Raw genomic sequence first — 20,179 nt, 5'->3', positions numbered from 1 at the left:
TTTAGATATAAATTATATGTTTATTTTTGAAAAATACAATCGATTGTATTTTTATTTCAACTATAACTAAACTACTCAATGAAACAATTTCTATTTTACTTATTGGCATTTTTTTTATGTTTTAATTGCGAAAAGAAACATGAAATTATAAACACGCCCAATCAAAAAGAAGTTTTAAAACTTACCGAAAAAGTAGCCAATTGGCAAATAGAAACTTTTGAAGAAATGGGCAAGTACAGAGCTCTTCCTTCACCAGAAAATAGAAAGAAATGGCATAATAGAAACAAACATCATGAATTAGATTGGACAAATGCTGCGCTTTATTCTGGTATGTTTGAGCTTACCAAAGTGTCTAATTATCCAAATTACATAAACTGGTTGGCAGAATTAGGAGAAAGAAATAATTGGCAACTTTACAAGCGTTTGTATCATGCCGATGATCATGCCGTTGGGCAAATGTATCTTAACCTTCACCAACATTTAAGATTTAGGAATACTGCAAAAATAGCACCAATAAAAAAGCAATTTGATTCTATATTAAAAAGTGAAAAAGCTAATAATTATCATTGGAATTGGTGTGACGCTCTTTTTATGGCACCACCAGTTTGGGCAAGATTGGCTAAAGTAACTAAAGATAGCACATATCTTCAATACATGGATAAGCAATACCATAAAACGTATGATGAACTTTGGGATGACGAAGAGCAATTGTTTTTTAGAGATAAATCTTATTTTGATAAAAGAGAAAAGAATGGCAACAAAATATTTTGGTCGCGCGGTAACGGATGGGTTTTTGGCGGTTTAGCATTAATGATTCCTGATTTTCCAAAAGACTGGGAAGGAAAAGCGTTCTATGTAGATATTTTTAAAAAAATAGCCAAAACATTAGTTAAAACCCAACGTGAAGATGGTACATGGTCTGCAGGAATGCTAGGTGGTTTAGATGTTTATGAAAATGTTGAAACTAGCGGAACATCATTCTTTGCATTCGGAATCGCTTGGGGTATAAACAACGGTTTACTAGATAAAGCAACTTATGAACCCGTTTTGTTCAAGGCGTGGAATGCTTTAGCTAAATGTGTAAATGAAGAAGGCATGCTTGGTTATGTGCAACCTATTGGAGCTGCACCAGGAGAAAGTTTTAAAGATTATACAGAGGTTTACGGTATAGGCGCTTTTTTAGCGGCTGGTTCAGAATTATATAAGTACCTTAATAAATTTCACCCTTTAGCCAGAGATACGCAATACCAAACCTTTATGGAAGATGGAGGTTGGTGCTGGTACCAAGATCCTAGAGCCGTTATAAGTAACGGAAAATTGCTTATTGGTGGTTTAAGCGGGCAGAGTGGTGATGTTAGATTAGGTGTGTATGATTTAAAATCTGAAAAAAATGATAGTACCTTGGTATTACATGAAAAATTACAAAGAGATGACCACAACGTACCTGCATTATATATTAAACCAGATAACAGCGTTCTTGCAGTATGGGCCAAACACGGTAATGAAAAGGTGCATTATTACAGTACAGCATCAGCTCCAAATTATTTAAAATGGGAAGAAACAAGTACTATACAGCATGAGTATAACCATAAAAATGGTGTTACTTACATGAACTTATACTACTTGAAGAATGAAGATAAGCTATATAATTTCTTTAGAAGTGGAGAAACGTTTAATCCTTCGTTTGTAACCTCTAAAAATCATGGAGAAACATGGGGGGAATACACACATTTTATAGCTAATGATATTAAAGGATACCAACGGCCATATGCGCGATATTTTCAGGTTGATGAAAATACTATCGGTATTTCTTATACAGATGGTCACCCAAGGCAATATGGTAATAATTTGTTTTATGCTGAATATTCTAACGGCGCATTTTATAAAGCTGATGGCTCTAAAATTAAAGATTTAAAAGAAGGTCCTTTAAGAACTTCTGAAGGTGAAAAATTATATCAAGGAAGTGACACCTTTAAGAAATCTATAGTAACAGAAAGTGTGCCCAATAGTGCATGGACATGTGCCATGGCTACCGATGCTAAAAATAACCCACATATAGGGTATTCCTTATATTTAAAAGATGATGACCATAGATATAGAATTGCTTCATGGGACGGTGAGAAATGGCATGATAGAGAAATAGCTTATGCCGGTAAATATTTATATAAAGTTGAAAGTAGCTATACCGGATTAATGGCTTTTGACCCAGAAAACCCTTCAAAAGTATATATTTCATCTGATGTAAACCCTACAACAGGAAAAGATTTAGGTGGTGTTCACGAAATTTATGAAGCAAATATTGGTGTAAACGATGATATTAATACCATTTCATGGAAAGCAGTAACATCAAATTCTAATTACAGAAATATTCGCCCCATAGTAGTTGCTAATCAAGGGTATAAAGTGTTGTTATGGCTTAATGGGCCGTGGTATGATTATGAAAATTACAACTCCAATGTTCAAGGTATAATTTTAGAAAAGCCAGAGTAAACATAAATTAATTTACGCGTTTTCTTCTAAGTACATTTGACGCACTTTTTTAAATAAATTTGAAGAATACACAAAGTCTGTAACAGATTCATTATCGGTTTTAAAAATGGTTTTATTGGAGCCTTCCCAGGCCTTTAATCCATTTCTTAAAAACACTATTTTTTCACCAATTTCCATAACCGAGTTCATATCGTGTGAGTTAATTACTGTTACAATTTGGTACTCATCGGTTATTTCTTGTATTAAATTGTCAATTACAATGGCTGTTTTTGGGTCTAATCCAGAGTTTGGTTCATCACAAAATAAATACTTAGGGTTGTTAACTATGGCACGTGCAATGGCAACACGCTTTTGCATTCCACCAGAGGCTTCACTTGGCATTTTATAATGGGCGTCTGGTAAGTTAACACGTTTTAAAACAATATTTGCTCTGTCTTCCATTTCGCTTTTGCTCATTTTGGTAAACATTTGTAGCGGAAACATGACGTTTTCAACAATGGTCATAGAATCAAAAAGTGCACTTCCTTGAAATACCATACCAATTTCGGCACGTAAATCGCGTTTTTGGTCTTCGGTTAAACTAGAAAAAATCTTACCATCATAAGCAATGCTTCCTTCTTCATAAGTAAATAAACCTAATAAACACTTTAAAAATACCGTTTTACCAGAGCCACTTTGCCCAATTATAAGATTGGTTTTTCCTTTTTCAAAAGTGGTGTTAATACCCTTTAAAATTTTGGTGTTACCAAACGATTTATGTAAATTTTTTACCTCTATCATTATCCTAAAAGCATTCCGGTTATTATATAATTTAAAAGAATAATTACTACCGATGTCCATACAAAGGCCGTGGTACTTGCTTTACCAACTTCTAAAGCGCCACCTTTCATGTAATAACCGTAAAAAGAAGGAACTGTTGCTAAAATAAATGCAAACATAAAGGTTTTTATAAAAGCATAGGTTACATGAAATGTTTCAAAATCTGTTTGTATACCGGTTATATAATCTGTTAAGGTAGAATATCCACCAAAAACACAGGCAGCCATACCGCCTAAAATACCTAAAAACATACCAATGGCAATGGCAAAAGGGTAAAGTAATAATGCAATTGTTTTTGGAAAAACTAAGTAGTTTAATGAGTTTATACCCATAACTTCAAGGGCATCAATTTGTTCTGTAACACGCATAGTGCCAATGCTGGAAGTTATAAAAGAACCTACTTTACCAGCCATAATTATAGAGGTAAATGTTGGTGCAAACTCTAAAATAACCGATTGCCTTGTGGCAAAACCAACCAAATATTTTGGTATTAAAGGGTTGTCTATATTTAAAGCTGTTTGTATGGTTACAACACCTCCAACAAAAAACGAAATGAAAGCAATAATACCCAGAGAGTTTATTATCAAATCGTCTATGTCTTTAAGTATTAATGAGCGCATAACAGGCCATTTAGTAGGCTTTTTAAACATTTCTGCAATCATTAAAAAATATAAACCAATGTTATGAAGATATTTCATAGAAAATTTTGTTACTGCTAAAGTAAAAAAAACTTAGTGGTATTTAACTTTAATTTTAAATAATGCTATTTTAAAAGCACTATTTTTGATGCCTTAAAATATTTAAATTAAAAATGAAAAGAAGCATTGTAATCATAATTCTTGTATTTGTTAGCTTGTTTATGCAGGCTCAAAACAATAAAACAAAATTAGTAGTAGGCATTGTTGTAGACCAAATGCGCTATGATTATTTAACACGTTTTGAAAGTAAATATGGCAATGGCGGTTTTAAGCGTATGATTAATGAAGGCTTTAATTGTAAAAACCATCACTATAATTACATGCCTACTTACACAGGGCCAGGGCACGCCTCAATTTATACAGGAACAACACCAAAACATCATGGTATTATAGCTAACGATTGGTATGATAAATATATTGATGCTATGGTATATTGCGCACAAGATGATAGCGTTATGCCTGTTGGAACAACGTCCTTAAAAGAACGCATGTCTCCGCATAGAATGAAAACCACCACCTTTGCTGATGAAAATAGATTGTTTACTCAAATGCGAGGAAAAAGTATAGGCATATCAATTAAAGACAGAGGAGCTATTTTACCAGCAGGACACACCGCTAATGCAGCATATTGGTTTAGAGGCAAAAAAGAAGGTAATTTTGTTAGCAGTACATATTACATGGAAACATTACCAAAATGGGTGCAAAAATTTAATAAATCGGGTATAGTAAAATCATATTTAAAAGAATGGAATACTTTATATGACATTGACACTTATACTGAAAGTGGTACAGATTTAAATGCTTTTGAAGGTAAATTTAACGGTAAAAAAGAAGCTACTTTTCCGTATGATTTAAAGTCAATGTTTTTAATAAATGGCGGGTATGATATACTTAAAGACTCACCATACGGCAATAGTATAGTAGCAGATTTTGCTATTGAAGCTATTAAAAATGAAGCCTTAGGAAAAGATAATGATACAGATGTGCTTACAGTGAGTTTTTCAAGTACAGATTATGTTGGGCATAGGTTTGGGGTAAATTCAAAAGAAGTTGAAGACACATATTTGCGTTTAGATAAAGATTTAGAGCGCCTTTTTAAAGTTTTAGATGAAGAAGTAGGAACGGGTAATTACACCGTGTTTTTAACTGCCGATCATGGAGTGGTTGATGTGCCAAATTATTTAAAATCTGTAAAAATTCCTGCGGGTTATCTTACTTACACTGAAACCAAAGCAAAACTTAATGCGTTTATGCTGCGTATTTTTAAAGCTGATAGTTTAATTAAAAATGTTAGTAATCATCAGGTTTTCTTAAATAGAGAAAAAATAGTAAATTTAGGTTTAAAATTATCTGAAGTTCAGGAAGCCTTAGTTAATGAACTTATTACATATAAAAACGTTTATAAAGTATTTTCGGCAACAACCATGAGTACCACATCTTTTAATAAAGGCATTGAAAACACCTTACAAAACGGCTATAACCAAAAACAATCTGGAGATGTTTTAATAATTCCTTATCCAGGGTATATTAATTACAGAGCAACTGGTACATCACACGGCAGTGGTTTTAATTATGATACACATGTGCCTTTATTATTTTTTGGCAATGGTATAAAACATGGCGAAACTTTACAAAAAACAGTAATTCCAGATATTGCTCCTACAGTTTCGGCACTTTTAGGTATAAGTTTTCCTAACGGTGCAACAGGACAACCATTACAGTTTGTTTTAAAATAATATGCGTAAAAAAACATTTTTTTCAATACTAGCGGTACTTATCCTTTTAGCGGTTTTTACTTATGAAAACCTTTTAAATGACGAAGAAAAAACTAAAACGGTTAATAAAGGAGCCGAAGTAAAAAAAGAAACTAATACTTATTTTTTACCAGCATCAACTACAGGGCAAATAATTCATCACAATAATTATTCTTTGTCTTATAATGAAACACATGAACAGGCCGAATGGGTGGCGTATGAATTGAAAAAATCACACCTTTCAAATACAAATTTTAAAAGACCTTATTTTGAAATTGACCAAGCTGTAAAAACCGATGCAGCTCATTGGCGTAATTATAAAAATTCAGGTTATGATCGCGGACATTTATGTCCTGCAGCCGATAGGCGTTTTAGTAAAGAAGCCCATGATGAAACCTTTTTAACAAGTAATATAACTCCGCAAAACCACGATTTTAATTCTGGAATTTGGAACAGGCTAGAGCAAAAAGTTCGCTATTGGGCACGTAAATACAACGGTGTTTATGTGGTGACAGGTGGTGTTTTAAAAGGAAATATGAAAACTATTGGTACTGAAAACGTGTCTGTACCAAACCAGTTTTATAAGGTGCTTATTGATGCTAATTCGGGTAACCCTAAAATGATAGCGTTTTTATTGCCGCATAAAGATTCTAACAAACCTTTATATGAATTTGTTGTGCCAGTTGATACTATTGAAAATTTAACAGGCATTAATTTTTTTCCTGAATTAGACGATACTATTGAAAACAAATTAGAAGCCTCTAAAAGTTACAAAGGGTGGAGTTTTTAGTTTACTTAGCGGTATTATTTGTCTTCATAAACTTGTTTCAGCATGTCAAAAGCAAAGGGCTTAAAATAATTTACTAAGCATACCTTTCCAGCGCAAATTTCTAATAAATTTACCTTGTTGTTTCGTTACAAGTTGTTCTGGTTTTTCTTTGGCAGCTTTAAAAAAACCACTCATATAATCTTTAAATAATTTGAAACTTTTCTTTTTGTAAGCTAGTTTTAATGCAGAAATACAAGTTATTGTAAAGCCATAGCGCATTTTGTACATAGCTTCACCTTGCATGTATTTTGATGCTTTATTGTAGCTAATACCAGTTGGTTTTAAGTGTTTTACATGTAAAGAATCATCAGTTAAAATATCCCAATTGTAGTATTTAGCTAAAAGTTCATCAACAGTATCCCAACCCATTGATGGTTTAAGTTTTCCTATATCTAAAAAACAGTCTTTTTTATAGGTTTTAAGGGCGCCACGAATGTGGTCTTTTCTAGTAAGGTTTTCTAAAACCCAATCGTTATTTTTTTCAATAAAACAAAAGCCTGCTGCCATGCCTAATTTGGGGTTTTCATGAAAATGATTAGCTATAGTTTCAAGATAATTATTTGGAAAAATTAAATCTGCATCAAACTTACAAATAGCATCATAATCATCATCTAAAACATTAAAGCCTTTGTAAAAAGCGTTTATAATTTTTGCTCCAGGTAAATGCTGATTGGTAGATTTTGAATTGACAAGTTTTATAAAAGGATGTTTGTTGGCAAAAGCCTCAACAATACTTTCAGTTTTATCGGTAGAATTATCATTTACAACAACAACTTGCTTGGGTTGAAGTGTTTGGTTTACAAGTGAATTTAAGGTTAAACCAATTGAGCTTTCTTCGTTATGTGCTGGTATTACAACATAAAATTTCATTTGATAAATTTCAATATAAAAAAATCAAACAGCAAGTTTTTTAAGTAGCTTATTTGTGTATTCTTTCAGCGTACACAATGTAATATCTAGGTGTAAACCAGCGTAACAAGGGGCGAATACCAATTTTTTTTGTTGGATTGGTCCATTTTTGGCTATCAATAATTTTCCAGCCAGTTTTTTCAAGTAACCAATCAAATTGCCAATCTTCAAACTCATGGTAGTGTCTATCCCAAATGTCTGTTTTACTTCGGTAAGCAGAAGAAAACCATAATTTTAGAGGTACGCTAGCTACTAGTTTTTCTGCTTTTATATTTTTTAAAACGGTGTATGGTGATAGTAAGTGTTCAAAAATTTCAAAGGCCGTAACTACGTCTGTTTTTGTGTTAATAAGGGTCCTTGTATCTTCGTCTAAATCTTCGCCGTTAGTATTTGTAACCGAAAAACCTTTGTCTTTCATTATTCCAGAAAACGGATTTTCAACACCTAAATCTAAAATAGTTTCGCTGCTTTTTATGTGTTTTTGTAAAAACGTTAACGTGTGTTTAAAGCGTTTATTTGGGAAGCTTTTTTCGTACATTGTTAGTATTTGTAAATAATGGCATTAATATGCATACCAGCACCTACGCTTGCAAAAATAACCACATCGCCTTTGTTGATGTTATGGTTTTCTAGTTGGTTGTTTTTTACCAAATCAAATAAAGTTGGAACGGTTGCTACCGAACTGTTTCCTAATTTTTGAATGCTCATAGGCATAACGTTTTCAGGAATATCGGTTCTGTAAAGTCTGTAAAAACGTTTTAAAATAGCTTCATCCATTTTTTCATTGGCTTGGTGAATGAATATTTTTTTAACTTCAGAAATATCAACACCGCTATTATCTAAGCACGTTTTCATAGCTTTTGGCACGTTTAAAAGTGCAAATTCATAAATTTTGCGTCCCTCCATTTTTATGTAGCGGGTATCTTTATCTAATTCTGGATTGTTTGAATTTCCAAAGTATAAATAATAGGCTTCATCATAAGTGAAACTTGCTGATTCATGAGCTAAAATACCACCTTCTTCATTTGTAGTTTCAACAATTGTAGCGCCAGCACCATCTGAAAAAATCATGGCATCTCTATCGTGTTTATCAACAACTCTAGATAAGGTTTCTGTACCAATTACCAAGCATCGTTTAGCCATACCAGCTTTAATAAATGCTTGTGCTTGTATAACACCTTCAACCCAACCCGGGCAACCAAAAAGGATGTCATAAGCTATGCATTTTGGGTTTTTAATACGTAAACTGTGTTTAATTCTGGTTGCTAAAGATGGAATTATATCAGCTTGAATGGTGTTGTGCTTTACATCGCCAAAGTTATGTGCTACAATAATATAATCTATAGTTTCAGGGTCTATGTTGGCATCTTTTATGGCTTTTTCAGCAGCAAAAAAACCTAAATCTGATGAGGTGTGATGTTTTTTTGCATACCTACGTTCAGAAATGCCTGTGATAGCTTTAAATTTTTCAACAATAACCTCATTAGGGGCATTAATAACAGAGCCATCAGTATTTAAAAATTCATGGTTATGAAAACGTTCATTTTTTTCAATAGTGTCAGGTATATAGCTGCCTGTACCGGTTATTTTAATATTCATAATGCTATTTAGTTTACTAAAAAGCTAATTTACCTTGTAAAAACAAAAAAGCAATTTTAATTACTTTTTTATTACGATGTTCAACAGGCAAAATTAAGCCTCAATATAGTCTTCGATAGGGGCGCAAGAGCATATTAAATTCCTATCTCCGTAGGCATCATCAACACGTCTTACAGTTGGCCAAAATTTATTATCTCTAAGATAATCTAACGGAAATGCAGCCGTTTCTCTAGAGTAAGGGTAATACCACTCATTGGCGGTAATTGCATCTAAAGTATGTGGTGCATTTTTCAATACGTTGTTAGCATCATCTTTTGAGGTATTGTCAATTTCGTTTTTAATAGAAATCATGGCATCACAAAATCTGTCAATTTCGGCTTTACTTTCACTTTCTGTAGGTTCAATCATTAATGTGCCCGCTACAGGGAATGATACTGTTGGTGCATGAAAACCGTAATCCATTAAGCGTTTTGCAATATCTGTAACTTCAATACCATTAGCTTTAAAAGGTCTACAATCTACAATCATTTCATGAGCGGCTCTACCGCGTTCTCCAGAATATAATGTGTTAAAATTGCCATCTAACCTGTGTTTAATGTAGTTGGCATTTAAAATAGCTACTTTGGTAGATTGTGTTAAACCTTCAGTACCTAACATTTTTATGTAACCGTATGATATTAAGCAAGCTAAAGCAGAACCAAAAGGCGCAGCCGAAATAGCTGAAATAGCCTTTTCTCCACCGGTTTTAAATAAAGGGTTACCCGGTAAAAACGGCACTAACTGTTTGGCAACACAAATAGGGCCAACACCTGGGCCACCGCCACCATGTGGTATTGCAAATGTTTTATGAAGGTTAAGGTGACAAACATCGGCACCTATACTACCCGGATTTGTAAGTCCTACTTGGGCATTCATGTTGGCACCGTCCATATAAACCTGTCCGCCATTATCATGAATTATTTGCGTTATTTCTTTAATAGCAGATTCAAACACACCATGTGTAGAAGGATATGTAACCATTAAAGCAGCCAAATTATCTTTATGCTTAATGGCTTTTTCTCTTAAATCTTCAACATCAATATTACCTTCTTCAGTAGCTTTTGTTACTACAACTTTCATGCCTGCCATAACGGCACTTGCAGGATTTGTTCCGTGTGCAGATGATGGAATTAAGCAAATATTTCTATGATGATCATTACGAGATTCATGGTATGCTTTTATTACCATTAAACCTGCAAATTCACCTTGAGCACCTGAGTTTGGCTGTAATGATGTGGCTGCAAAACCTGTAATTTCAGTAAGCTGATTTTCTAGCGCTTTTAACACTTTTCTGTAACCGCGCGCCTGTTTTTTAGGAGCAAAAGGGTGTATATTGCCCCATTTAAACCAACTTAATGGTAGCATTTCGGCTGCAGCATTTAATTTCATTGTACAAGAACCTAATGAAATCATAGAGTGGTTTAATGATAAATCTTTACGCTCTAATGTTTTTATGTAACGCATCAATTGTGTTTCAGAATGGTGTTTGTTAAACACTTCTAATTCTAAAAATGGCGTTGTTCTTTTAACCGAAGTTTCAATGTTATTAGCTTGTATTACTTCAGAAATTATAATAGGTTTTTTGTTTGCAGCCTCGGCAAAAACACTAATTAAATAGTTTATATCCCGAATTGATGTGGTTTCATTTATAGAAATGGTAACCGTATTTTTATCTGGGTAACAAAGGTTTACTTTTTTCTTTGTAGCAATCTTTTTTATTTTGATAGCTTTTGTTTTTATTTGAAGTGTATCAAAAAACGATGAATTTACCTGATTGTAACCAAGTGTTTCTAAAACTTCGGCTAATTTAGATGCTTTATTATGCACTTTGTTGGCTATAAATTTTAAGCCTTTTGGCCCGTGAAAAACGGCATACATACCGGCCATTACAGCTAGTAAAACTTGTGCGGTACAAATGTTTGATGTAGCTCTGTCTCTTTTAATATGCTGTTCGCGAGTTTGTAAAGCCATTCTTAGCGCTCTGTTTCCATTGGCGTCTTTAGTTACACCAATGATACGTCCAGGAATATCACGTTTAAACGCCTCTTTTGTTGCAAAATAAGCTGCATGTGGACCACCATAACCCATGGGAATACCAAAACGTTGTGTGGTGCCTACAACAACATCGGCACCAAAATGACCGGGCGCTTCTAGTTTTACTAAGCTTAAAATATCGGCAGCTATAGCTACTTTAATTTGTGTGCTTTTTGCTTTTTCAATAAACGATTTAATGTTGGTTATTTGGCCGTCTCTTCCCGAATATTGTAAAATAGCACCAAAAAATTCAGAAGAAAAATCAAAAGTATCTTCATTACCTACAACTAACTCTATACCAATGGGGTTTGCCCTTGTTTCTAACAATGAAAGTGTTTGAGGTAAAATATTTTCAGAAACAAAAAATTTGTTGATACCTGCTTTTTTTTGGTCACGTTCTCTAACGGCAAAAAGTAGGCTCATAGCTTCGGCAGCTGCAGTACTTTCATCTAATAATGAGGCATTGGCAATTTCCATACCTGTAAGCTCAATAACCATGGTTTGAAAATTTAAAAGTGCCTCTAAACGGCCTTGGGCAATTTCTGCTTGATAGGGCGTATAGGCGGTGTACCAACCCGGATTTTCTAAAATGTTACGCTGAATTACAGCAGGCATAACGGTTGGGTGGTAACCTAAACCAATGTATGTTTTGTAAGCTTTATTCTTTTTTGAAACATCATGAATATGAAGTAAATACTCATGCTCGGTCATTGGCTCGTCTAAATTTAGAGGTTTTTTTAAACGAATATCGTCTGGAAGCGTTTCGTAAATTAACTGATCTAAAGACTCTAAGCCAAGGGCGTTAAGCATTTCTTGTTGGTCTGTTTCATTTGGACCAATATGACGTAAAGCAAAAGCGTTTGTGTTCATTTAATTTCAAATTGTTAAATAATTCGCAAAAATAAGTAAAATTTAAAGGGTTTTGTTGCAGAAAACGGAAAGTTTTTAACTATTTGAATCTGTTGTTAACAGTTTAATTATTTTTGTTTGATGCAATATTTTAAACAGCTTTTAAATTTTTATATAAATAGTAGTATTCATGTGGCTTTGTCTGTGTGTGCTTTGGCTGTTGTAACACAAATTGAGTTGGGTTTTTCTATTGATGTTGTGTTATTGTTGTTTTTATTTTTTGCTACTATTACAGGTTATAATTTTGTGAAGTTTTTTGGTATGGCAAAATTCCATCATAGGCGTTTAGCAAGTTGGTTAAAGGCTATACAGGTGTTTTCGTTTTTCTGTTTTGTTTTTATGTGTTATTCTGGTAGTAAATTACAACCAGAAACTCGTGTGTGTATTGCTTGTTTTGGTGTTGTTACTTTTTTTTATGCTATACCATTTTTACCAAAACATTTGTTTATTGATAAGCAACAAAATTTACGAAGTATTGGTGGCTTAAAAATTTATTTAATAGCCTTGGTTTGGGCAGGAGTTACGGTTGTTTTACCCGTAGTTAATACCTCTTTTGATGTTACTATAAATGTTATTTTAATAGTTGCACAACGCTTTATTTACATTATAGTTTTAATGTTTCCTTTTGAAATTAGAGATTTACAGTTTGATAGTGTTAAGCTATCTACAATACCACAGAGAATAGGAGCAAAGCGCACCAAAATAATAGGCGTATTCTTGTTGTTTTTTATAGCTGTTTTAGAGGTTTTTAAAACCGAAAAACAATTAATGCATACACTTACTTTATGTGTTGTTTTATTGATTACGTTGCTTTTTTTGTTGTTTTCAAAAAAGGAGCAAACAAAATATTACAGTTCGTTTTGGGTTGAAGGAATACCTGTTTTATGGGCTGTAATATTAGTTGTGTTATCAGGTTAATTGGCCTGTTTTTTTATAGCATTTTCAAGCTCTTTTTTCATGTTTTCTTTGCTTTCTGGAGTTAAGCAATCAACATTAGCTTCGTTTATTTTTTTGGTTAGTTTTGTGTTGCGTTTGTAATAGGCTCTTGTAACGTGGCACCATGTAAGTCTTAGGTTAAGTTTTATTTTATCAAATAAACTAGCCTCATTATATTGTGCTTTGTCGCATAAATGTTGCGCTTCATCACAGCTTACAAATAAAAAGCTCTTCTTCATATTTTCCATTGTTAAAACCAGTTTTTTTCTAGGCAATCGGCCATAGCAGTACGTGCTCTGTGAATAATTACCCATAAATTAGACGGTGTAATGTTTAATTCATTACAAATGGTTTCGGTTTCATAGCCTAAAATGGTTTTCATTTTAAAAACATTGGCTTGCTTACTGGGTAATTTGCCTAAGCAATTATGTATGGCTTCACCAAGTTCATTGTTTTGCATATCATCTTCGGCTGTTTTGTCAAACGGATCTGCTACGCGTTCTTCTAACCAATCGCCTTCACTTTCAGCGTCGTTATAATTCATTCTAACTTCGGCTTTACCTTTGTTAGAATTAATTTTTCGGTAATAGTCAATTATTTTTCTTTTAAGAATACTAATAAGCCAAGTGCGTTCACTGGCTTCGCCTTTAAAGTTTTTCATTGATTTTAAGCCCGCCAGAAAAGTATCTTGTACAAGGTCTTTCGCTATGTCTTTGTCATTTACACGGGTAATGGTGTAATTGTAGAGATAGTCGGAATATAAATCGATCCAATTATTCGGATTAATTTGATGGTTGGGCATATTGCGTGTTTTCTTTTATCAAAAGTAAAATAAAAAAATGAAACCGTTTTAAGTTGTAAATATTAATACATTCAATAAAAACATTTATTTTTTAATTAATCCTGCACGCTTTAATAAAGCTTCAGGTTTAGGCTCTTGACCTCTAAAGCGTTTGTATAGCGTCATTGGGTTTTCGGTACCGCCTTTACTTAAAACATGGTCTTTAAATTTGTTGGCTACTTTTGTGTTAAAAATACCTTCTTGTTTAAAATATTCAAAAGCATCAGCATCTAAAACTTCGGCCCATTTATAGCTGTAGTAGCCCGAAGAATAGCCGCCTTGAAAAATGTGTGCAAAGGCTGTGCTCATACAATTTTCTTCAACATCAGGATATAGTTTTGTGTTGCTAAATGCCTTATTTTCATGCGCTTTTACAGAAGTTATTGACTCTGGAGAATCACCACCGTGCCAACTCATATCTAATAAGCCAAAACTTAACTGGCGTAAGGTTTGCATGCCTTCATGAAATGTAGCCGAGGCTTTAATTTTTTCTACTAAATCCATTGGAATAACCTCGCCAGTTTCATAATGAGTTGCAAATAACTCTAAAGCATCTTTTTCAAAACACCAATTTTCCATTATTTGGCTTGGTAATTCAACAAAATCCCAAAATACACTGGTGCCCGATAAACTTGGGTAAGTGGTGTTGGCTAACATACCGTGTAGCGCATGACCAAATTCATGAAACAACGTGGTTACTTCGTTAAAAGTAAGGAGTGATGGTTTGCTTTTTGTTGGTTTTGTAAAGTTGCAAACTATAGATATATGTGGCCTAGAGTTTTCATTATTTTTAATGTACTGTGGTTTGTAAACTGTCATCCACGCACCGTTTCTTTTGCCTGGTCTTGGGAAAAAATCGGCGTAAAGTATAGCAATATAATCGCCATTAGTGTTGCTTACTTTGTATGTTAAAACGTCTTTATGATATTTATCAATACTATTTATTTCTTCAAAATGTAAGTTGAATAATTTTTTGGCAATTGTAAATGCGCCTTCAATTACATTTTCTAATTTAAAATAAGGTTTTAGTTTTTCGTCATCTAAACTAAAAAGTTTTTGTTTTAATTTTTCAGCATAATAAGCACCGTCCCATTTTTGAAGTTGCTCAATACCATCTATATTTTTAGCAAAATTTTGAAGGTTTTCAAACTCGTTAGTGGCGGCAGGTTTTGCTTTTTCTAATAATTCATTAAGAAAATTAGTGACATTTTCGGGCGTTTGTGCCATACGTTCTTCTAAAACAAAATGGGCGTGGGTTTTGTAACCTAAAAGGTTTGCGCGTTGGTGCCTAAGTTTTACAATGTTTAAAACAATATCTTGATTGTTTAAATCATTATTTTTAAAACCTTTGCTACCGGCGGCTAAACTTATTTTTTTACGCAGTTCTCGGTTATCTGCATAGGTTACAAAAGGTATGTAGCTAGGGTAATCTAAAGTGAAAAGCCAGCCTTCTTTTTGTTTACTTTCGGCTAACTGTTTTGCAGCTTCAATTGTGCCATCGGGTAAACCACTTAAGTCTTTTTCATTTGTAATTAACATTTCAAAGGCATTGGTTTCTGCCAATACATTTTCACCAAATTTAAGTTTTAATTTACTAAGCTCTTTGTCAATAGCTCTTAAAGTTTCTTTTTTATCATCTGAAAGATTAGCGCCATTTCTAGAAAAACTTTTGTATTTTTTGTCAAGCAGCGTTTGCTGTTCAATAGTCAAGTTTAAGGTGTTTTTGGCGTTATAAACGGTTTTTATACGTTGAAATAGAGCTTGGTTTAACGTGATATCGTTACTGAATTCTGAAAGTAAAGGTGAAACTTCTTGAGCTATTTTTTGAATAGTCTCATTAGTTTCAGCAGAATTTAAATTGAAAAATACACTTGAAATTCTATCTAATTGTTCACCTGAAAAATCTAAAGCTTCAATGGTATTTTTAAAAGTTGGTGCTTCAGTATTATTAACTATGGCATCAATTTCGGCTTTAGCATTTTCTATAGCTTCTTTAAAGGCAGGAAGGTAATAACTGTCTTCAATTTTAGAAAAAGGAGCTGTGTTGTATGGCGTATTAAACGTTTCAAGTAATATTTTGTATGACATAAGTTTATAATGAAATGTTAAAGTTTAGTTATTATGCATGCATAATAAAAAAAAGTTTTATATTTGCACCCGACAGATTTTTGCGAGTGACTAACTCATAAGGATTATATGTTAATAGCTTGAAAACCTCGAATTTTTATTCGAGGTTTTTTTATGGCTATAAATCTTTAGCAGATTCGTTTACTTTAATTTTTAAGCCTTCTTTATAGGCTATAATTTTATCTAAAACACAAGTATCATGCGCTCCAATAATTTGTGCAGCTAGAATACCAGCATTTTTAGCACCGTTTAATGCAACTGTAGCCACAGGTACACCACCTGGCATTTGTAAAATAGATAAAACAGAATCCCAACCATCAATTGAATTACTGCTTTTTACAGGCACGCCAATTACAGGTAAAGGCGATAATGAGGCTATCATGCCTGGTAAATGAGCAGCACCACCAGCACCTGCAATTATTACTGAAAAACCGCGTGTGTGGGCATTTTTTCCGTAGTCAAATAATTTTTCGGGTGTACGGTGTGCAGATACTATATCTACTTCAACTTCAATATCAAACCCTTTTAAGATGTCTATAGCATCTTGCATAACAGGAAGATCACTTTTACTTCCCATAATTACGCCTATTTTACTCATAAATTTTGAAATTTATAATTTTGAAAAAACCAAATTTTAAAGTTTATATTTAGTTTTTAATATTATTTATTCGCTTATTACTTTAATAGATTTTTTAACGTCTTCAGCAACGCGTCTGGCTTCATTTAAATCTTCATTTACAATAGTAACATGGCCCATTTTTCTAAATGGTCTGGTTTCTTTTTTACCGTAAATATGTGGTGTTACACCATCCATTTTCATGATAGTTTCAATGTTTTGGTAAACTACATTACCAGTATAACCTTCGGCACCAACAAGATTTACCATAACGCCACCAACTTTACTGTCGGTTCTACCAAGCGGTAAATTTAAAATGGCACGTATATGCTGTTCAAATTGTGATGTGTAACTAGCCTCAATGGTTTGGTGCCCAGAGTTGTGTGGTCTTGGGGCAACTTCATTTACCAAAATATCATCATTTTCTGTTTGAAACATTTCAACCGCTAAAAGGCCTACGTGATTGAATGCTTTAGATACTTTTAAAGCCACATCTTTAGCTTTTTTTGCTAAGTTGTCATCAATTCTAGCCGGACAAATTACGTACTCAACTTGGTTGGCTTCTGGGTGAAATTCCATTTCAACCACTGGGTAAGTTTTAACCTCACCGTTAGCACTACGGGCAACAATAACAGCTAATTCGTTTTTAAATGGCACCAATGTTTCGGCAATACATTCTACGTTTGGTAGGTTTTGTAAATCATTAAGCGTTTTAACAATTTTTACGCCTTGGCCATCATACCCAAATTGGGCACTTTTCCAAACAAAAGGTAATGTTAATCCGCCATGATTAATAGCTTCTTCTATTTCAGAAGTATAAGCAAAACGTGTAAATGGGGCTGTTGGTATGTTGTTATCAACGTAAAACAATTTTTGCTTTGCTTTATTTTGTATGGTGCGCAGTGTTTTTGCTGCTGGGTAAACTTTTATACCTGTTTTTTCTAAAGCTTCTAAAGCATCAACATTTACATTTTCAATTTCAATAGTTAATACATCAACGTGTTTTCCAAAGTTAAAAACGGCATCATAATCCATTAAATCACCAAGTGTAAAATTGTTACAAGCTAGTTTGCTTGGTGCTTCAGGGCTAGCATCCATTACATTGGTTTGTATATCAAACTTTCTTGTGTTGTAAAGTAGCATTTTACCTAATTGACCGCCACCTAAAATGCCTAGTTTAAAGTTAGAAGAGAAGTAGTTCATTCATGTTTTTTTTATGAAACGTATTAAAGTTATGCAAAAATACACTTAAATATTAAAAAAAGGATTCTAAAACGTAATTCAAAAGCCTAAAAACGTAAATCATTTAATTATCTTTGCAGCTTTAAAAATACGTTTAAGGTGGTAAAATTACATAACAAATATTTTAAACCGTTTATTACTGCAAATCAAATTGATACAGCAATTGATAGACTGGTTAAAGAAATAGCAAACGATTTAGGAGACGAAATACCTGTTTTTATTGGAATTTTGAACGGCTCTTTTATGTTTACAAGTGATTTTGTGAAAAAATACCCAAAGGCTTGCGAGGTTACGTTTATTAAATTAGCATCTTATGAAGGTGTAAAATCTACCGAAGATATACAGCGTTTAATAGGTTTAACGCAAGATTTAACAGGGCGTACTGTAGTAATTTTAGAAGATATTATTGATACAGGAAATACCTTAGCCGAAGTACACCGTATTTTTCAAAATGAAAAGGTTAAAGCATTAAAAATTGCAACGCTTTTTTACAAACCCGAAGCTTATAAAAAAGATTTTAAATTACATTATGTTGGTATAGAAATACCTAATAAATTTATTGTTGGCTATGGCTTAGACTACGATAACTTAGGTAGAGATTTACCAGAAATATATCAAATAAAAGAAACACAACACATGACAAATTTAGTGCTATTTGGCCCTCCAGGTGCAGGTAAAGGAACACAAGCAAACTTCTTAAAAGAAAAATATAACTTAGTTCATATTTCAACAGGCGATGTTTTTAGGTTTAATATTAAAAACGAAACAGCCCTTGGAATGCTTGCAAAATCATACATTGATAAAGGAGAGTTAGTGCCAGATCAAGTAACTATAGACATGTTAAATGCTGAAGTTGAAAAAAATGCCGATGCAAATGGTTTTATTTTTGACGGTTTTCCGCGTACAAACGCTCAAGCGCAAGCTCTAGATAACTTAATGGATTCTAAAGATTCTGCAATAAATGCCATGATAGCGCTTGAAGTTGATGATGAAGTTTTAGTAAAACGTTTACTTGAAAGAGGTAAAACTAGCGGAAGAGCAGATGATGCCGATGAGTCTATTATTAGAAATAGAATTAAAGAATATTACAATAAAACCGCCATTTTAAAAGATTATTACTCTGCACAAAATAAATATTACGGCGTTGATGGTGTTGGCAGTATTGAAGATATTACAAAACGTTTAAGTACGGTAATAGACGCCTTATAGTAAACGTTTATTTGTTTAGTTGTTTAAAGTGAATATACGACTAAACGACTTAACGCAAAACAAATAAACAAAGACAAATGACAGAAGGAAATTTTGTAGATTATGTAAAAATGTATGTTTGCTCTGGTAAAGGCGGACAAGGTTCTGCGCACTTACACAGAGAAAAATATATTGAAAAAGGCGGGCCAGATGGTGGCGATGGTGGCCGTGGTGGGCACGTAATTATTCGTGGTAATGAAAACTTATGGACATTATTACACTTAAAATTTAAAAAACACATACGCGCCGGCCATGGAGAACACGGTAGTAAAAGTAGAAGCACAGGTGCTGATGGTGAAGACGTGTATATTGATGTGCCTTTAGGAACCGTTGTTAGAGATACCGAAACCAATAACATCCTTTTTGAAATTACAGAACATGCGCAAGAAAAAATTATTGTAGAAGGCGGTAAAGGTGGTTTAGGTAATTGGCATTTTAAATCGTCTACAAACCAAACACCACGCTACGCACAACCAGGTATGCCTACGCAAGAAAAGTATGTTACTATTGAGCTTAAGGTTTTAGCCGATGTTGGTTTAGTGGGTTTCCCAAATGCCGGAAAATCTACATTACTATCTGTAATAACATCTGCAAAACCAAAAATAGCCGATTATGAGTTTACAACCCTAAAGCCTAATTTAGGTATTGTGAAATACCGAGATTACCAAACCTTTGTAATGGCCGATATTCCGGGTATTATTGAAGGTGCTGCTGAAGGTAAAGGGCTTGGGCATTATTTTCTTCGTCATATTGAGCGCAACTCGGTATTATTGTTTTTAATTCCGGCCGATGCCGATGATATTAAAAAACAATATGATATTTTACTTGATGAATTAAGGCGATACAACCCAGAAATGTTAGATAAAGAGCGTTTTATTGCTATTTCTAAAAGTGATATGTTAGATGATGAACTTAAAGCTGAAATGAAGCAAGAGCTTGATAATAATTTGCCAATTCCATACATGTTTATCTCATCGGTAGCGCAAAAGGGCATCACCGAGTTAAAAGATACACTTTGGAAAATGTTGAATGATTAGTGGGCAAGAATTCATTTCAATTTAAAACAAAAACTCATTGGAATAATTTTTG

17 protein-coding genes are annotated in these 20,179 nt (G+C 33.4%); 6 read left to right on the top strand and 11 right to left on the bottom strand.

The features are described from left to right. Positions 1-78: 78 nt before the first annotated feature. Positions 79-2,490, top strand: a complete 2,412-nt coding sequence (locus ACXAG4_RS08805) for a glycoside hydrolase family 88 protein (RefSeq protein WP_475295706.1) — start codon at positions 79-81, stop codon at positions 2,488-2,490. Positions 2,491-2,502: 12 nt separating this feature from the next. On the opposite strand, the gene ACXAG4_RS08800 is transcribed toward ACXAG4_RS08805, so the two are convergent. Continuing rightward, positions 2,503-3,270, bottom strand: a complete 768-nt coding sequence (locus ACXAG4_RS08800; RefSeq protein ID WP_475295705.1) for an ABC transporter ATP-binding protein — start codon at positions 3,268-3,270, stop codon at positions 2,503-2,505. Continuing rightward, the gene (locus tag ACXAG4_RS08795) at positions 3,270-4,007 is read right to left on the bottom strand and encodes an MlaE family ABC transporter permease (protein ID WP_475295704.1); all 738 of its coding nucleotides are present in this window, start codon (positions 4,005-4,007) and stop codon (positions 3,270-3,272) included. The genes ACXAG4_RS08800 and ACXAG4_RS08795 overlap by 1 nt, the downstream gene beginning before the upstream one ends. Positions 4,008-4,120: 113 nt before the next feature. On the opposite strand from ACXAG4_RS08795, the gene pafA reads away from it, so the two are divergent. Both pafA and ACXAG4_RS08785 read left to right on the top strand, forming a co-directional pair. Continuing rightward, positions 4,121-5,743, top strand: coding sequence for an alkaline phosphatase PafA (pafA, locus tag ACXAG4_RS08790; protein ID WP_475295703.1), 1,623 nt, complete (start codon positions 4,121-4,123; stop codon positions 5,741-5,743). Between the two features lies 1 nt (position 5,744). Continuing rightward, on the top strand, positions 5,745-6,551 hold the full coding sequence (locus tag ACXAG4_RS08785; RefSeq protein ID WP_475295702.1) for a DNA/RNA non-specific endonuclease: 807 nt from the start codon (positions 5,745-5,747) through the stop codon (positions 6,549-6,551). 60 nt (positions 6,552-6,611) lie between these two features. On the opposite strand, the gene ACXAG4_RS08780 is transcribed toward ACXAG4_RS08785, so the two are convergent. From ACXAG4_RS08780 to gcvP, 4 genes are all read right to left on the bottom strand, one after another. Then, positions 6,612-7,460, bottom strand: coding sequence for a glycosyltransferase family 2 protein (locus ACXAG4_RS08780; RefSeq protein WP_475295701.1), 849 nt, complete (start codon positions 7,458-7,460; stop codon positions 6,612-6,614). 49 nt (positions 7,461-7,509) lie between these two features. Next, a complete protein-coding gene (locus ACXAG4_RS08775; RefSeq protein ID WP_475295700.1) occupies positions 7,510-8,037 on the bottom strand; it encodes a class I SAM-dependent methyltransferase in 528 nt (175 codons plus the stop codon). Between the two features lie 2 nt (positions 8,038-8,039). Continuing rightward, positions 8,040-9,098 (bottom strand): 3-oxoacyl-ACP synthase III family protein, encoded by a 1,059-nt coding sequence (locus ACXAG4_RS08770; protein WP_475295699.1) that lies wholly within the window; start codon positions 9,096-9,098, stop codon positions 8,040-8,042. 93 nt (positions 9,099-9,191) lie between these two features. Further along, positions 9,192-12,041 (bottom strand): aminomethyl-transferring glycine dehydrogenase, encoded by a 2,850-nt coding sequence (gene gcvP, locus ACXAG4_RS08765; RefSeq protein ID WP_475295698.1) that lies wholly within the window; start codon positions 12,039-12,041, stop codon positions 9,192-9,194. Positions 12,042-12,161: 120 nt separating this feature from the next. On the opposite strand from gcvP, the gene ACXAG4_RS08760 reads away from it, so the two are divergent. Next, the gene (locus tag ACXAG4_RS08760; protein ID WP_475295697.1) at positions 12,162-12,998 is read left to right on the top strand and encodes a UbiA prenyltransferase family protein; all 837 of its coding nucleotides are present in this window, start codon (positions 12,162-12,164) and stop codon (positions 12,996-12,998) included. On the opposite strand, the gene ACXAG4_RS08755 is transcribed toward ACXAG4_RS08760, so the two are convergent. The 5 genes from ACXAG4_RS08755 to ACXAG4_RS08735 form a co-directional block, all read right to left on the bottom strand. After that, complete coding sequence (locus ACXAG4_RS08755; protein ID WP_475295696.1) at positions 12,995-13,255, bottom strand: hypothetical protein; 261 nt, start codon at positions 13,253-13,255, stop codon at positions 12,995-12,997. The two genes, ACXAG4_RS08760 and ACXAG4_RS08755, sit on opposite strands and share 4 nt — an antisense overlap. A gap of 11 nt (positions 13,256-13,266) precedes the next feature. Continuing rightward, on the bottom strand, positions 13,267-13,818 hold the full coding sequence (locus ACXAG4_RS08750) for a sigma-70 family RNA polymerase sigma factor (protein WP_475295695.1): 552 nt from the start codon (positions 13,816-13,818) through the stop codon (positions 13,267-13,269). 84 nt (positions 13,819-13,902) lie between these two features. Then, positions 13,903-15,945, bottom strand: coding sequence for a M3 family metallopeptidase (locus tag ACXAG4_RS08745; protein ID WP_475295694.1), 2,043 nt, complete (start codon positions 15,943-15,945; stop codon positions 13,903-13,905). 157 nt (positions 15,946-16,102) lie between these two features. Further along, positions 16,103-16,582, bottom strand: coding sequence for a 5-(carboxyamino)imidazole ribonucleotide mutase (gene purE, locus ACXAG4_RS08740; RefSeq protein WP_475295693.1), 480 nt, complete (start codon positions 16,580-16,582; stop codon positions 16,103-16,105). Between the two features lie 66 nt (positions 16,583-16,648). Continuing rightward, positions 16,649-17,803 (bottom strand): 5-(carboxyamino)imidazole ribonucleotide synthase, encoded by a 1,155-nt coding sequence (locus ACXAG4_RS08735; protein ID WP_475295692.1) that lies wholly within the window; start codon positions 17,801-17,803, stop codon positions 16,649-16,651. Between the two features lie 138 nt (positions 17,804-17,941). Here ACXAG4_RS08735 and ACXAG4_RS08730 point away from each other — a divergent pair, with 138 nt between their 5' ends. Continuing rightward, a complete protein-coding gene (locus ACXAG4_RS08730) occupies positions 17,942-19,051 on the top strand; it encodes an adenylate kinase (protein WP_475295691.1) in 1,110 nt (369 codons plus the stop codon). A gap of 77 nt (positions 19,052-19,128) precedes the next feature. Beyond that, on the top strand, positions 19,129-20,127 hold the full coding sequence (gene obgE / locus ACXAG4_RS08725) for a GTPase ObgE (RefSeq protein ID WP_475295690.1): 999 nt from the start codon (positions 19,129-19,131) through the stop codon (positions 20,125-20,127). Positions 20,128-20,179 lie beyond the last annotated feature (52 nt).

It is taken from the genome of Seonamhaeicola sp. ABD4_175 (assembly GCF_056160885.1).
This window is presented reverse-complemented; position numbering and strand designations above follow the sequence as displayed.

What these genes read in the sequence shown, in the direction of transcription:
- obgE (WP_475295690.1), top strand. Translation starts at nt 19,129, where the DNA reads ATGACAGAAGGAAATTTTGTAGATTATGTAAAAATGTATGTTTGCTCT.
- ACXAG4_RS08760 (WP_475295697.1), top strand. Translation starts at nt 12,162, where the DNA reads ATGCAATATTTTAAACAGCTTTTAAATTTTTATATAAATAGTAGTATT.
- ACXAG4_RS08780 (WP_475295701.1), bottom strand. Translation starts at nt 7,460, where the DNA reads ATGAAATTTTATGTTGTAATACCAGCACATAACGAAGAAAGCTCAATT.
- ACXAG4_RS08750 (WP_475295695.1), bottom strand. Translation starts at nt 13,818, where the DNA reads ATGCCCAACCATCAAATTAATCCGAATAATTGGATCGATTTATATTCC.
- gcvP (WP_475295698.1), bottom strand. Translation starts at nt 12,041, where the DNA reads ATGAACACAAACGCTTTTGCTTTACGTCATATTGGTCCAAATGAAACA.
- ACXAG4_RS08795 (WP_475295704.1), bottom strand. Translation starts at nt 4,007, where the DNA reads ATGAAATATCTTCATAACATTGGTTTATATTTTTTAATGATTGCAGAA.
- ACXAG4_RS08805 (WP_475295706.1), top strand. Translation starts at nt 79, where the DNA reads ATGAAACAATTTCTATTTTACTTATTGGCATTTTTTTTATGTTTTAAT.
- ACXAG4_RS08775 (WP_475295700.1), bottom strand. Translation starts at nt 8,037, where the DNA reads ATGTACGAAAAAAGCTTCCCAAATAAACGCTTTAAACACACGTTAACG.
- ACXAG4_RS08755 (WP_475295696.1), bottom strand. Translation starts at nt 13,255, where the DNA reads ATGAAGAAGAGCTTTTTATTTGTAAGCTGTGATGAAGCGCAACATTTA.
- ACXAG4_RS08800 (WP_475295705.1), bottom strand. Translation starts at nt 3,270, where the DNA reads ATGATAGAGGTAAAAAATTTACATAAATCGTTTGGTAACACCAAAATT.
- ACXAG4_RS08785 (WP_475295702.1), top strand. Translation starts at nt 5,745, where the DNA reads ATGCGTAAAAAAACATTTTTTTCAATACTAGCGGTACTTATCCTTTTA.
- purE (WP_475295693.1), bottom strand. Translation starts at nt 16,582, where the DNA reads ATGAGTAAAATAGGCGTAATTATGGGAAGTAAAAGTGATCTTCCTGTT.
- pafA (WP_475295703.1), top strand. Translation starts at nt 4,121, where the DNA reads ATGAAAAGAAGCATTGTAATCATAATTCTTGTATTTGTTAGCTTGTTT.
- ACXAG4_RS08745 (WP_475295694.1), bottom strand. Translation starts at nt 15,945, where the DNA reads ATGTCATACAAAATATTACTTGAAACGTTTAATACGCCATACAACACA.
- ACXAG4_RS08770 (WP_475295699.1), bottom strand. Translation starts at nt 9,098, where the DNA reads ATGAATATTAAAATAACCGGTACAGGCAGCTATATACCTGACACTATT.
- ACXAG4_RS08735 (WP_475295692.1), bottom strand. Translation starts at nt 17,803, where the DNA reads ATGAACTACTTCTCTTCTAACTTTAAACTAGGCATTTTAGGTGGCGGT.